The 13897-nt window shown below is 62.0% G+C and carries 11 protein-coding genes; 4 read left to right on the plus strand and 7 right to left on the minus strand.

Features of this window, described 5'->3' with window-relative positions:
* Positions 1 to 97: 97 nt before the first annotated feature.
* Positions 98 to 3532, plus strand: a complete 3435-nt coding sequence (locus tag ACWEFV_RS19660) for a helicase-related protein (protein WP_450071362.1) — start codon at positions 98 to 100, stop codon at positions 3530 to 3532.
* A gap of 182 nt (positions 3533 to 3714) precedes the next feature.
* On the opposite strand, the gene ACWEFV_RS19665 is transcribed toward ACWEFV_RS19660, so the two are convergent.
* Together ACWEFV_RS19665 and ACWEFV_RS19670 are read right to left on the minus strand one after the other, a co-directional pair.
* The gene (locus tag ACWEFV_RS19665; RefSeq protein ID WP_450071363.1) at positions 3715 to 5592 is read right to left on the minus strand and encodes an ATP-dependent nuclease; all 1878 of its coding nucleotides are present in this window, start codon (positions 5590 to 5592) and stop codon (positions 3715 to 3717) included.
* A 1143-nt stretch (positions 5593 to 6735) separates the two neighbouring features.
* Positions 6736 to 7227: a hypothetical protein gene (locus tag ACWEFV_RS19670; RefSeq protein ID WP_450071364.1), complete on the minus strand. Its 492-nt coding sequence runs from the start codon at positions 7225 to 7227 to the stop codon at positions 6736 to 6738.
* 543 nt (positions 7228 to 7770) lie between these two features.
* Here ACWEFV_RS19670 and ACWEFV_RS19675 point away from each other — a divergent pair.
* The gene (locus tag ACWEFV_RS19675) at positions 7771 to 8787 is read left to right on the plus strand and encodes a DUF2786 domain-containing protein (RefSeq protein WP_450071365.1); all 1017 of its coding nucleotides are present in this window, start codon (positions 7771 to 7773) and stop codon (positions 8785 to 8787) included.
* 30 nt (positions 8788 to 8817) lie between these two features.
* On the opposite strand, the gene ACWEFV_RS19680 is transcribed toward ACWEFV_RS19675, so the two are convergent.
* The 4 genes from ACWEFV_RS19680 to ACWEFV_RS19695 all read right to left on the minus strand — a co-directional run bounded on the left by ACWEFV_RS19680 (position 8818) and on the right by ACWEFV_RS19695 (position 12489).
* Positions 8818 to 9381 (minus strand): DUF3298 domain-containing protein, encoded by a 564-nt coding sequence (locus tag ACWEFV_RS19680; RefSeq protein ID WP_450071366.1) that lies wholly within the window; start codon positions 9379 to 9381, stop codon positions 8818 to 8820.
* A 297-nt stretch (positions 9382 to 9678) separates the two neighbouring features.
* A complete protein-coding gene (locus ACWEFV_RS19685; RefSeq protein WP_450071367.1) occupies positions 9679 to 11097 on the minus strand; it encodes an SDR family NAD(P)-dependent oxidoreductase in 1419 nt (472 codons plus the stop codon).
* 74 nt (positions 11098 to 11171) lie between these two features.
* Complete coding sequence (gene arr / locus ACWEFV_RS19690; RefSeq protein WP_450071417.1) at positions 11172 to 11612, minus strand: NAD(+)--rifampin ADP-ribosyltransferase; 441 nt, start codon at positions 11610 to 11612, stop codon at positions 11172 to 11174.
* Between the two features lie 130 nt (positions 11613 to 11742).
* The gene (locus ACWEFV_RS19695; RefSeq protein ID WP_450071368.1) at positions 11743 to 12489 is read right to left on the minus strand and encodes a Mut7-C RNAse domain-containing protein; all 747 of its coding nucleotides are present in this window, start codon (positions 12487 to 12489) and stop codon (positions 11743 to 11745) included.
* A 110-nt stretch (positions 12490 to 12599) separates the two neighbouring features.
* Between ACWEFV_RS19695 and ACWEFV_RS19700 the strand changes: the two genes are divergently transcribed.
* Positions 12600 to 12938, plus strand: a complete 339-nt coding sequence (locus ACWEFV_RS19700) for a hypothetical protein (RefSeq protein ID WP_450071369.1) — start codon at positions 12600 to 12602, stop codon at positions 12936 to 12938.
* A gap of 49 nt (positions 12939 to 12987) precedes the next feature.
* On the opposite strand, the gene ACWEFV_RS19705 is transcribed toward ACWEFV_RS19700, so the two are convergent.
* On the minus strand, positions 12988 to 13200 hold the full coding sequence (locus ACWEFV_RS19705) for a hypothetical protein (RefSeq protein WP_450071370.1): 213 nt from the start codon (positions 13198 to 13200) through the stop codon (positions 12988 to 12990).
* Positions 13201 to 13320: 120 nt separating this feature from the next.
* Here ACWEFV_RS19705 and ACWEFV_RS19710 point away from each other — a divergent pair, with 120 nt between their 5' ends.
* Positions 13321 to 13812 carry a hypothetical protein gene (locus tag ACWEFV_RS19710; protein ID WP_450071371.1) on the plus strand — a complete coding sequence of 164 codons (492 nt, stop codon included), beginning with the start codon at positions 13321 to 13323 and terminating at the stop codon, positions 13810 to 13812.
* Positions 13813 to 13897: the final 85 nt, after the last annotated feature.

Here is a 13897-nt window from a genome sequence, read left to right on the forward strand (position 1 = left end):
CAAGATTTAGCCCTGCTAAAGCGAGTAACGACGGCACCCCAGTCCCCCAATCTGGCGAGTAGGCAGGCTCCGGCTCAATCCCTGATAGGAAGTATGGATGTCGACGGCGGAAGTTTTTGACGCAATCGCGAATGGCATGCAACTCACGGGAATCATCCCTGGCACGCCCGTTGAGGTAATCGCGGTCATCCCCTTTGGCGCGGACGCAAAACAGGTCGTCTATCGGACGCCTGATGGTTCCATCCAAGAGCGAGTGCTCTATCGCGCCGACGATCCAACCCTCGACATTCACCATCCCTGCGGCCGCCCGTTCGATGCTGACCCTCAAGAGTTCCGTCTAGCTGCAGAAGCGCAGCGCATCCTTCTCGCAAGCCACTCCGATCCGATGCTCGCAGTGTCGACCAGTGCAGTTGAACCGCTCCCCCACCAAATTCGCGCCGTCTACGGCGAGCTGATCCCTCGAACCCCATTGCGATTCCTACTGGCCGACGACCCCGGCTCCGGCAAGACCATCATGGCGGGCCTGTACATCAAAGAGCTGTTACTCCGCGACGATGTCAAGAAATGCCTTATCGTCGCGCCTGGAAGCCTCGTGGAGCAGTGGCAGGACGAGCTACGGCTCAAATTCGGCATGGAGTTCGACATCCTCGCCCCTGGTTCTTTGGATGTCGCGCCGGGTGCCAACGTATTCGAATCGAAGCGATTGCTCATCGCGCGAATGGACCAGCTGGCGCGCAACATTCAACTTTTAGATCAGTTGCACGAGGCCGAGTTCGATCTCGTTGTCGTCGACGAAGCCCACCGGATGAGTGCCTCATGGTTCGGCGGCGAGCTCACCGAGTCGAAGCGCTTCCAGCTGGGCCGGCTCCTGGCCGACCGCACCCGTCATCTCCTCTTGATGACCGCTACCCCCCACAACGGCAAAGAAGAAGACTTCGAGACATTCCTCTCGCTTCTTGACGGTGACCGCTTCGCCGGGCGTGGTCCTCGCCGGGCACACGCGAATGTCGCCGACGGCTTCATGCGGCGCATGATCAAAGAAGACCTGCTGACGTTCGAGGGCACGAAGCTGTTTCCTGAGCGATACGCCACGACGGTCGACTATGCATTGTCTTCTGCTGAGATGCACCTCTATGACCGAGTCAGCGAGTATGTGCGCGAGGGCATGAATCGAGCCGACCGTCTTGAGGGAAAGCGAAAGCTCACGCTCGGGTTCGCGTTGACTGTCTTGCAACGCCGGCTTGCTTCCAGCCCGCGCGCGATCTTTGAGTCGTTACGCCGGCGGGCAGACCGGCTGCAACAGACTCGCGACCACTTGCTCGCCGGCAGAATCGCGCAGGCATCTCTCAACCCACTCGGTGAAAACCTCGGCGAGGATATCGATCCGGACGAATACGACGCTGACGAATTCGAGACGATGGAGGAGGCGGTTCTCGACGGTGCTAGCGCTGCGCTTACCGCTGCCGAGCTCGAAACCGAAGTCGCAGAACTTCGCGACCTCGCCCGCATCGCAGAGAATGTCCTACTGAGCCAGCAAGACAGCAAGTGGATACAGCTGCGTGGCGTGCTCGAAAGCGAGATCCTCGAGAAGCCAGATGCCACGCGCCACAAATTGATCGTGTTCACCGAACACCGCGACACCCTCGACTATCTGGAAGATCGGATCACCAGACTCATCGGCCGCCCCGATGCAGTGGTTGTGATCCACGGAGGTGTAAATCGCCTCGAACGTCGACGTGTCACTGAGGAGTTCACCCACAACCCAGCAGTACAGATACTTCTCGCGACCGATGCCGCTGGCGAAGGGCTCAATCTGCAGGCTGCCCACTTGATGGTCAACTACGACCTCCCTTGGAACCCCAACAGGATTGAGCAACGATTCGGCCGCATCCATCGGATCGGGCAGAAGGATGTCTGCCAACTTTGGAACATGGTTGCTCGCGATACACGTGAGGGTGAGGTGTTTCGGCGGCTGCTTGACAAGATTCAAGAGCAGCGAGCCGCATATGGCGGCAAGGTATTCGACGTACTAGGGACTGCGCTAGGCAATGTCAAACTCGCCGACCTACTCCGTGAGGCGATTCGCTACGGAGAACAGGATGAAGTGCAGCAGCGAATGCAGGAAACAATCGACGCCGGTGTGGTCGAAGGACTCCACGAGCTTGTCACTGACAATGCCCTGACACACGACATGCTGCCCCAGGACGACCTCGACAAACTGCGCGACCAGATGGAGGAGGCGCGGGCCCGACGCTTGCAGCCTCATTTCATCAGAGACGCATTCACTGAAGCGTTCCGGCAACTCGGCGGGCGAATCGACGTGCGAGAGAACGATCGATTCGAAATCACACACGTCCCAGCAGTAGTGAGGGAGTCCACGCGGTTACCTATTGCGCGTCGCTACCACCGTGTGACCTTCGACCTTGCGAGAATCGACGGCCCGGGTGTCGAACGGGCCGAACTGTTAGCACCGGGCCATGCCCTTCACGATGCAGTGCTGCGTCTCACCGTCGATCGGCTGCAGAACGTCCTCGAAAACGGGACAGTTCTGGAAGCCGATGGTTTAGACGAGCCCTCGCTACTTGTGGGAGTTCTGAACGAGATTCAGGATGCGACAGGCGCGACCATCGCTCAACGCTTTGGCTACACACTGGCCGACTCTCACGGTTTCATCGTCGACGCTGGGCCGGCTCCCTACCTGGACTACAAAACTCCAGAGCAGGGAACGCAACATAACGAGTTGTCCTGGCTCGCAGATGGCGAAACCAACGCCACACAATGGGTGGTGTCCCACCAGCTGCCCGCATTTGCAGAGGAGATTACGTCGCGCAGGACCACCGAGTACCAACGTCTCGCTGACGCTGTCAAGGAACGACTAGGTCGCGAAATCAACCGACTTGAAGCTGAGGCTTCCCGCGTCGACTCCGCGGCCGCCGCCGGCCGGCGGGTGCGCACTTCAGGAGATACGTTGCGAAGGCGCGCCGGCGACTTGGTCGCTCGTTTAGAGATGCGCCTAGCACTAATCGAGAAACAGCTTCGAATGAATCCTCTTCCACCAAAGATTATTTCAACTGCGCTAGTTGTGCCGTCCCCCGCAGATGCATCTGCGGACCCGATGACCACTGACCCCGCAGCACGGAAGGCGATAGAGCGCCGCGGAGTTGAGGCAGTGCTAGTCGCAGAGAGATCCCTCGGCCGCGTTCCAGTTGAACAAGCCTCCAACAACCCTGGATTTGACATCCTGTCCAAGCGCGCTGGCGACCCCAATCTCCGGATTGAAGTCAAGGCTCGAATCGTGGGTGCCGACACATTCAGTATTACCCGCACGGAAGTTCTGCTCGCTCTGAACGCCGCACCTGATCACCGCCTCGCGCTCGTCTCGGTGCATCCAGACGGACCGGACCTCGATGAGGTGCGCTACATCAGCGGCGTGTTTACGGGGGCAGAACCCTCTTGGCTCAACAGTTTTGGCGTGGTGAGTCAGACTCTGTCTTGGGACCACTACTGGAACGAAGGGTGCGACCCGTTCTAAATTGAAGAACCGGGTCGCGACCTCATACTCTGCTGATGCATCCGGTATGGCTGAGGGGGACCCGTCTGTTGCTACAGCTGCTGTTCGAAGTCGCTATTACAAAACTACTTGACGATGTCGGCGTAGCCCGCCATATCGATAGTGAATATCTGCCCACACTGGGCACTTGATCACTTGCATGCTTACGCCTCACTCGTTTTCACCAGAATCTGCGTCAGCATCTCGGGAACCGATCCGCCCGCTGCGAACGTCGCGGTCCGATATGCAAGCTGATTCTTCTTGAGCGAGATACCGGCGGCAGCCTCGACCGCGTCGCATGCCTCCTGCCACTCCTGCCAGTTGGCGGCGAGGAAGCCCTCTAGATGGTCAGCGAAGATCGCAACCGAATCTGTTACCTGCTCGGCAGGGAAGTCGACTTCAGCGAGCCCGAAGTAACGCAAGATGGAACGGTTCGCAGCGACATGGGACTTCCGCTCGTCCTCGACCTTCTCGGCTGCCTTCCCGTTCGCCCTCGCCTCGAAGCCGCCGTCGCCATCAAACAGCGTATAGGCCGGGATGCCGAGCGATGTGAGGATGGCGTGCAACAGTGGAATATTGGACTTCCCGCCCGCCGGAACGATCGAAACCCCGCTGGCTTCGAGTGAAGCGATGTTGTCACGGTCTGCCAACCCATAGAAAATGGCCGACTCGGTCGTGCCTTCAACAATGAGAGCACGGTGCGCGAATAGCGCCACGGATAGCTGGCCCGCGATGATGCCGTCGAGTTGACGATCAACCCTCGACTCCTCAATGAAACCAACGAGTTTCGCCTTTACCTCAGCAGCCGTCGCCGAGTGAACAGTCACAACAGGTTTCTTGCAGGAAGATCGAGTGAGACGACGCACTTGATGGAACTGTCGAGCCTCGATGAAAGAAGGACTATGCGTTGCGTACGTCACTTGGATGCGCTTTCCCTCGTTCTCTGCAAGCGAACGAAGGACCCTGGCGAAGGCCTGCGCCTGAATCGGGTGTTGGAACAACTCTGGCTCTTCGATGCCGAGGCAGATAACCCCCTCAGCTGACGCAGAACCTGACTGCGCGAGAACTTGAAGTGCTGAGATCAGAAGTGTGCGTTGGAACCCATGGCCTTGCCCGCCGACAGCAGTTTCCGTCTCGCCGTCGAGGATAGAAACGTCAAATGTCGTGCGCGGTGGCTTCATTTCCATTTCCGACGGAGCAACCGAGACTAGTCGCCCAGGCGAGTAGCTAGCGACGACCTCATTAAGCTGTTCAGTCACCCCCTCGAGTTGCGCCTTGAACTTCTCGTCGTAGACCTTCTGCTGCTTGTCCCGGCTCTCTTCGACAATCCTGGCGATCTCTTCATCGGCGGCCGTCCGATCAACGGACCGCTCGAGAATGCGTCCGATGATGCTTGCCTTAGCATCGAGTGACTCCTCGCTCGCGCGAAGATCCGCGGTCACGAGCACGAAGTCGAAGAGACCGCTCATCTTGCCACCGCTATTGAACCCAAAGAAGTTGGTCTGGAGCACTTCCGGTACGGGCGTGAGTTTGTCGGTGTTCGCCGCCTCCCACGTTGTTAAAGCCTGGTCTATCGCGGTTCCGCTCGAAGCAGCGACAAGCTCGAGTTCAGGATGATCGGCACGCAGCGCCGCATAGAACTCCTTCTTCTCTGTTACGGTTGGAGCGCTCTTGATCTTATTGAACTCGGGAAACCCTTTCGCATTGGCGGAGAGCACTTCGGAGCCATCAGGCGAGCGCCGCTTCCACGCGGTGAATGTCGCCGTGCCATCCGGCGCGTACTTCCCCAGCTCCTCGCGGTCCCTACCAGTCAGACCTGCGAAGGTGACTTGCACTTCGATGTCCTCATCCAAAGCACCGAAGGAACAGTCCTTCCCCGTCAGTATCCCGGTCTTGCCGCCGTTGAAGAACCAGTCAAGTGCTCGAAGCACTGTTGATTTGCCTGCACCGTTCGGTCCGATGAAGGTCGTCACCGCGTCGAAACTGATCGAAACGTCCTTGAGCGCGCGAAAGTTCTTTATACGTACTGACTGAATCTTCATTACAGGTTCCATCTTTCAGAGACCGCGCCCGCAAAGCCTTTGGCGCAGAAAGAGTTAACGTGCTCGTTCGCCGACCTGATATATCCATCGTCGGCACTGCAATTCGCTGGATCTTCGCAACTCAGAGTGGCGGCTACTCGTCCTCTACCTCGTCGTCCTCGCTGCCGGCGATGTCGTCAACGTCGTCTTCGTCAAGTTCGGTGGCCTAACTTTGCGATTCGGGGTCGGCTCAGCCATGGCACGCCACGATCACGGCCAACCCGACCACACGGGTGACGAAACACCGGGGCATGTGACACTCCTTCTCCCAGTCCTCGATCCAAATCGAGAGAGCCGCACAGATTCGCATAGGCCACTGACAAGTGGTTCTGCCCGCAGATCCTGAATGCTGAACTACAGGCAGAAACTCGGCGCTACCCGCGGAATCTCTTCGCGACCTATCGACAACCGATGGCCAACGCCGAATTCAGCGCTGCTCTCGCTGGCTCTGTCAGACGCTTGAGCACCGTCATGCTGAGCACCTCACCGAATATCTCGTCGTTGGCGACCTCGACTCCATCGGCAAACTCACGCGCGTCAAACGCACGTCGTCGGTTCCATGCTCGGCAGCCATCGCGTCCCCTTCGTGACGAGTCCCGATCACAAGGCGAAGGACGATGCGCCGTCCGCCACTTGCGTCAATTAGCGATGATTATGGCCCTTGCGTCCGGCAAATGAGCGCAGACCGTCAACATTGCGGTCCACATCCACCGTCGGTTCGCCGACTGCGTACATCAGGCGGGCGTTTTCCCGCCGCTCAGGCCCCGATCAACACAGACGCCGGATGTCGTCTTTAGGTCTGGCGACCTGCGTATCTGGTTCACGCCAGCACTGCTCGATGACAGATTGTGTGCGGGACGCATGCCCGACGCGGGAGTGCGCGGCCCCTTTGCCAACATGTCTCCGTCGTCGGCGAGTCCACCAAGCACCCATGCCGCCGGCGGAAGGCACCCTGTCGTCTCTAACGGCGTTTCACGGCAGTAGAGGCTTCGCACCAATGCAAGACTCCGGGCGCAATACGAGCAGGTTGCAGGATCCAGTTGCCTCCCAGCCGAAGCAATCCGGACGGCCCGTATCACGGAACTTCGGCCGCTGGCGGCTCGCCTACGACGACCGTGTTGGGACGTTGTCGGTCACAACCGGGCCGACAGGCTTCAACCGGAACACGAAAACCTTCCGGAGGACTCCGTCTGTCCCTTGTGCCGCCCGCACCTCGTACGGCCGCTCCAGATCGACCGCAAATTGCCCAAGATAGCGTTGAATGCGGGTCTGTGATCCGGGCTTGTTCCCGATGGCGAGGAACAGCCGCAACGCGTACTCGTCGGCAACATGGTCGGCGATGGCCCTGTTACCACGGTCCATCTTCTGATCACCGACCTTGCCCTCACCGGTGTAGTAAAAGACTTCCTCTCCGACATCCCAGCCGTCGAAGTCGTAGCCGTTGTCGCCAGCCTTCTCTGGGTCGGAGTACACGATCACATTCGCCGTAGTGCCTGACCTGGCAATGCCCGCTTGCGGATTCCCGCCAAAGCGACGATGAATCTCCTCCCTGATCAGGGTTTCGCCAGGTTGGACGCTCCACGATGCCGATGTCATGCGCGGAAGCGTATTCGGGAAACCGCCGCACCTAGTGACAAACGCGCACGGGGTCAGCGAATGTCCGGCGCTGGATAACCAACGGTACCTCCCAGCTGTCGAACCCCGCCGGTACGCGGATCCGTCCTAAGCCCAGCGGGCCGCCCTGCAAGCGACGGCGTCGAGCTACACACCGGCCAATTGCGGTCGATGACCTGTGCCCGGCGATGAGCAGGAACCTAACGCCCGCGGTAGCAGACGGTACTTGTCGGACCGTTCCACCACACTCCAGACATGAGCCGCCGCAACCGCTAGAAGCGCGCCGCCAAGCACAAGAACCGCCGCGCAACGCCACAAAGGGAACGCTGGAGCACCGATCCCGGGTACGACCGGGTCACCCTTCTCGACCGCCTCACCGCGGCACTGTACAACTCCGCACTGTGTCCCGACCACGACGCGGAATTCCACGCCGCTGAGCTGCTCGACGAGTTCCCCGGCCGGGCACACGATCTCGACCTTGCCGCCGACGGCACCTTGGCCGGTGCCATCAGCAGAGCGTGGCAGGTGGGTTGGTCGCCCAATGACCTGTACGAGTCCGCTCGTCGCCGTCTCGACGCAGCGGCAGCCGGCTACCTGGCCGAGGCCGTCGTTCGCGAGTCCCGGCACTATCCCGTCGCCACACTGCACCCGCGATGGCGCGCCGAGCTCGCCGCGTTGCCCTCGGGCATCGATCACGGCGCTCCGCAGATGTGGGACTGGGCGGACACGAATGCCGTCGACCATCACACAGCGGTGACGGTCGTGTTGAAGGTGCTGCGGCTGCTGGGGACCCTTCCCATCCTCGAGCCGTTGCTGCCGTTGCCCGGCGCGCACCAGCATTCGGCGGTCGCGGTGAACACGGCCGATGCGAAAGCGCTCAGCCGAGTGCGTGGGCTGCTGGCCAAGGCAGAGGCCACCAAGTTTCCCGAAGAAGCGGAAGCGCTTTCGGCCAAGGCGCAAGAACTGATGAGCAGATACTCGCTGCAGCATGCGATCCGCGATCACGAGCAAGGTCGCGCAGCGGAGGCGACCGCCCGGCGGATCTGGATCGACAGTCCCTACGTCATCGCCAAGGCAGCACTGGTGCAGTCTGTGGCAACAGCCAACCGGTGTCGGATGGTGTGTGCGGAGAAGCTCGGATTCGTCGCCGTCATCGGCGCCGAATGCGATCTGGAATTCGTTGAGCTGCTTTCTACTTCACTATTGGTCCAAGCCAACCGGGCGATGCTGGCCGCGGGCCGCACAACCAGCGACGGACGGGCCCGGACGCGCTCTTTTCGCCAATCATTTCTTCTCTCGTACGCCGCGCGCATCGGTGAACGCCTCACCGCCACTTCTACGACGGTGGCCACCGAGGTGGACCTCGGCACACTGCTTCCGGTACTAGCAGCGCGCAGCCAGGCAACCGATGACCTCACCAACCGGCACTTCCCATCGACCATTCCCTGCACGATGTCGGCGTCCAACGGCGCCGGATGGTCGGCCGGACGTATCGCAGCCGACCTGGCCCAGCTGGATGTGCGTCGCCCGATCGCCGGGTGACGTGCCTTAAGCGCCATGTTCAAGCGACCCTCAAACCGCACAACTGCCTTCGCGCAGAATGGAATTCAACTCCGCCAACGGGATATGCGGCTGCCATAGCCCGGCCCGCGCAGGACCGGAGCGGGCGGCCGGCATGACCAGCACGAGGTCGGACCCGTCGAGGTACCACGCTCGGTAGTCGTCGGTGTAGTTGTATCTGTGCCCGGGATCGAATTGGGCGATGTCAACATCTTGGGTCACTTCACGTTTCACGTAAGGGCGCGCCAGCGGAGGCAGAGCGGTCAGCGGGTCGATGCCCCGACAGAACAAGTCTGCGAGGGCGAGCTGCTTGCCGCGCTGCAAGTCGAAGGTGAAGGTGGTGATCTCATCGTTCGGGTGCGCTCCGCCGAGGTACCAGAAGATGCTGAACACAACGGACCGGATTCCTGGCGCATGTTCGAATGTCTGGTAGGTCAAGTCCGCCTGTCCATTTCGGACCAGGCCGTCGTCCGGGTCGCCGAACCTCGTGAAGAAATCGCGCACAAACTCTTTCAGCGGTGGTCCCGCTGTCTGGTCGTTCAGCAGGTCCTCGGGGTACTTGGCGGACAGTTCCACAGCGATCTGGCGAGCATTGGTGACCGTGCGCGTGCAGACGCCACCGGCCTGATCCCAGGTTCCGCCGTTGTCTTCGCAGAAGGAGGCGAGCGAATCTGCCCCCCGGGGACGGGTCGGCGAAAGCCCGCGAATCCGAACCCACCCCGACCAACGTGAGACCCGCCGTCAGTACGCACAGCGCTCGGGCCATGAAACCGGCGCGCCACCGCGCCACCACGGACTTGTCAGTCGTACGACGATTCCCCCGGCGCTGTCGAAACCTGATTGATGCCCGTTCACGCTTCGGCCACGACGCCCCTACCAACTAGCCGGCGAGTAATCCTTCAAGAAACACCCATACAGATCCTCGCCCAGTTCCCCGCGCACAATCGGGTCATACACGCGCGCAGCACCATCCACCAGATCCAGCGGTGCGTGGAAGCCTTCCTCGGCCAGCCGTAGCTTCGTCGGGTGCGGACGCTCGTCGGTGATCCACCCGGTGTCGACCGCGGTCATCAAGATCCCGTCCTGCTCCAGCATCTCGCCGGAACTGGTGCGGGTCAGCATGTTCAGCGCGGCCTTGGCCATATTGGTGTGCGGGTGCCCGGGTCCCTTGTAGCCGCGGCCGAACTGGCCTTCCATCGCGGACACGTTCACCACGTACTTGCGTCGGGCGGGTGACGCGGCCAGCGCCGGGCGCAGCCGGCTCACCAGAATGAACGGCGCGGTCTGGTTGCACAGCTGCACTTCGAGGAGCTCCATCGCGTCGACCTCGTGCACGCGTTGGGTCCAGCTGTTCACCGACGCGGTATCGGGCAGCAGCCCACCCGCGTCAATGGCAGTCCCAGCGGCAATCCGCTCCGGCGAGGCGCTGCGGGCGGTCAGGGCCAGCTCGGTCAGCGCGTGTGGGGCGGGGTGCTCGCCGAGGCTCCCGGCCAGGGCATGCGGATGCGCGTCACTGACGTGGTCAAAGGTGACCACGTCCACCAAGGCCGGCGGCGGGGTGCGCTCGGCCTCGACCAGCGCGGCATACGAGCCCGGCGGGCGGCGCACCGTCTGCGCGGCGTTGTTGATCAGGATGTCCAGCGGCCCCTGCGCGGCCACCTCGTCGGCCAGGGCAACCACCTGGGCCGGATCCCGCAGGTCGATCCCCACCACCCGCAGCCGGTGCAACCAGTCGGCACTGTCCTCCATCGCGGCGAAGCGGCGCACCGCGTCGTTGGGGAACCGGGTGGTGATCGTGGTGTGCGCGCCGTCACGCAACAGCCGCAGCGCGATGTACATGCCGATCTTGGCGCGCCCGCCGGTGAGCAGGGCCCGGCGCCCGGTCAGGTCGGTGCGGGCGTCGCGCTTGGCCCGGTTGATCGCGGCGCATTCCGGACAAAGCTGGTGGTAGAAGGCGTCGACCACGGTGTGGTGGTTCTTGCAGATGTAGCAGGCCCGCGAGCGCAGCAGCGTGCCCGCACTGGCCCCGACCGCGGTCGATACCAGCGGCAAACCCTGGGTCTCGTCGTCGATCCGTCCGGGCGCGCCCGTGGCGGTGGCAGCGATGACGGCGCGGTCAGCGGCCGCGATCGCGTCGCGTTTGGCGGTCCGGCGGGCCTTCTTCAGCGCCTTGAACATCTTCGCGGTGGCCAGGCGCACAGCAACGGCGTCGGGGTGCTCGGGAGGCAGTTCGTGCACCTCGGACAGCACCCGCAGGCACGTGCTGAGCTGGTCGGGGTCGATCGCGTTCACCATGGAAGGGTACGGCGGGCGGCCACAAATCCCCGTATCGAGCGAACAGCAGCACAGCGGCGCGGCCCGCGAAATCAGTCGTAGATGACGTCCAACCCTCGCCGGCGAAGGTCAGCCAGGCCGTCGCGCATGCCTTGCAGCTGCTCGGGTGAATGCCCCACCCAGTCGGTGATCTCACCGACGATTTTCACCGGCTCACGGGTTCGATAGGAGCGGGTCGGGTTTCCGGGAAGCTTCTTGTCGGTCACGTTCGGGTCGTCCTCCAGCGCACCCTCGGGTTCGACGATGTAGATACGGCCCCGCCCCTCGCCGGCGGCCATCTCCGCGCCCCACACCGCGGCATCCAATGTGCGGGTGACATACACATGGTTCATGATCCGGCCGGCTTCGTAATTCGACTCGCGTCCGGGCACCAAACGATCACCCACCGCCAGGTCGGCCTTGGTGCCGTGCAGCAGCGCACCAGACTCGTGCACCTCAAACGGTATCGGCGTACTCGTCACAACATCCCCCATCTCGTCACGGATCGAAGGATTGTGCAGCACGTCAGGGGCCTTGCCGCAAGCCCCACCTCCGGCCTTATAGTGAGAGTGGGAGCGGATCCAAATTCCTTCGCACCCAGCCAATCCGATTCGGCCCCAACGATCAGAGTCGGTCGAGGAACCCGTCGACGAGGCTGGACAGTCTCGCGAAATGCGCACCGGGCCAATAGATCTGACCGCAGTCCGGGCAATGACTGAACTCGTCGTAGTAGCGGCGGGTCAACGGCTCAAGGCGGTCCATCACCGCCTCCTTCGGCACCGCGGCCAGCCGCCCATTGCATCGCACGCACCGGGTGAACGGCGTTATCCGCCGCCGCAGATCCAGCCGCCGCAGTACCTCCAGCGTCTGTTCCTCCGGCAGCTGGGAGTGGACGAACAAACCGTGGGTGATCGCGCGGCGCTTCAACAGGCCGCGGTCTCGGGTGAGCAGAATTCGCTGCTGTTCGACGCTGATGTCGGCCAGAGCCTGATCGTCGGCGTCATTGGACCACCAGACGTCGAACCCGAGCAGGCGCAGCAGCCGTGCCAGCCGGCCGAGGTTGACGTCGATCACGAACCGCGGATGCCGCAGCGGCTCCGGCCGGAGCCGGGCCGTCGCCCCAACGTCGAGCGCCTCGAACATCGGGTACACCGCAATGCGATCACCGACCGCCGGTCGATGCTCGAACCCGACAGGATCCCCGTTCACCAGGATCAGGTCGATCTCGGTGTGCGGAATGCCCATGGCCTCCAGCACATCCTTGACGGTCTGGTGGCTCTTGCAGGGACGACGCAGGGTCTGACTACGCGAGTCGGCTTCCAAGAAGTCGTTGAGCTCGGCGTAGGCCCGGACGTTCACGAAGCCGGCCACACCGCCATGGTCGCGCGCAGGGGGGCCGGCCGCAATACAACGAACCTAGTGAACTGCCGAGCAACCCCAGGCTGGACGTAATCTATGTGCAACGAGTTGTTGGGGGGCAAATGAACGGATTCCTTCGATTCGTCGACGGCAATTGGTCATGGAATTCGTCGATTACCCACTTTTTGTTCGATTTCCTCGCCGAGCAGCTCCCTGAGGGACCGAAGAGATCAGAAGTCGTTGAGCTGCACGAGAATAACGTGCCGATGCTCGATTTGCGGGAGCCGTCCAACGACATCGTCGTTACGACGGTCGTCGAAAAGCTACCCGCGCACCTCGAAACACTGGATCCGGACACACGTTCGGCGTTTCAGCCACCGCTCGAGGAATTGCTTCGTCTGGCCGCGTCCCAGCATCGCCACAATCAGCAGGTGCCACCGGTGACCAACGGACCAACATAACGACGAGTTTCCTCGAGGAAGTTCAGGCGATCGTAGGACCGCTACTGGCTCAGCTTGGATTCACCTTCGACGAGGTGACCGACTGAAGGGAAGCCACGCTCGTCGCTTCTGTCACCCGCGACATCGTGATTCCGGCCCTGATCGAGATGAACGCCACGGGGGTGTGCGACTTGATCGGGGCAAGGCCGTCAAAATTTTTGACGGTTTCCCCCTTCAACCCGCAGCCCATGGCCCGCGGCCCGGCACGCCAGGTCTTCGACATTCCTCCGTGCCGATGCGCACCACCCCGAAGTCGATCTCGGTCGACACAAGCCCTGGAGGACATCGCCGAGCATCCACCGACACCCTGGGCATCGTCGAACAATCGGCCTAGCGTGAGGTCATGACAGCGCAATCACCCGCGATCACCGTGGCGCATCCGCCGAAAGCGATGATGCGCGTCGTCAACCCGGCCCTGCGGTTCATGCTGCGCACGCCCTTCGCCGGCCCCGCACGCCACCAGTTCATGGTCCTTACGGTGCGCGGCCGAAAAACCGGACGGCAGTATGCGATTCCGCTGAGCGCACACGTCATCGACAACACCCTCTATGCGATGACCGATGCCGGATGGAAGCGCAACTTCCGCGACGGTGCCACCGCCGAGGTCCTCCATGACGGCAAGACAACGACCATGCGGGGCGAACTCATCGAGGACCGCGCGAGCGTCGCCGATCTGTTCCGGCGCTGCGCCGAGTCCTACGGCCTCAAACGCGCCCAGCGCATGATGGGGTTGACGTTCCGCGATCAGCGCATCCCCACGCTGGAGGAGTTCAGCGAGGCGGTCGATCGTTTGCACCTCACCGCGATCAAGCTGACCCCGGCCGGCCAACCCTGACGGCAGCCTGAAGGTCAGGCGTGCCGGCACCAACTACGCGTCAATTCCCACTACGGAATCGGCGACCGCGAATAAACTTGTCAGC

The organism is Mycobacterium sp. NPDC004974 (assembly GCF_053600815.1).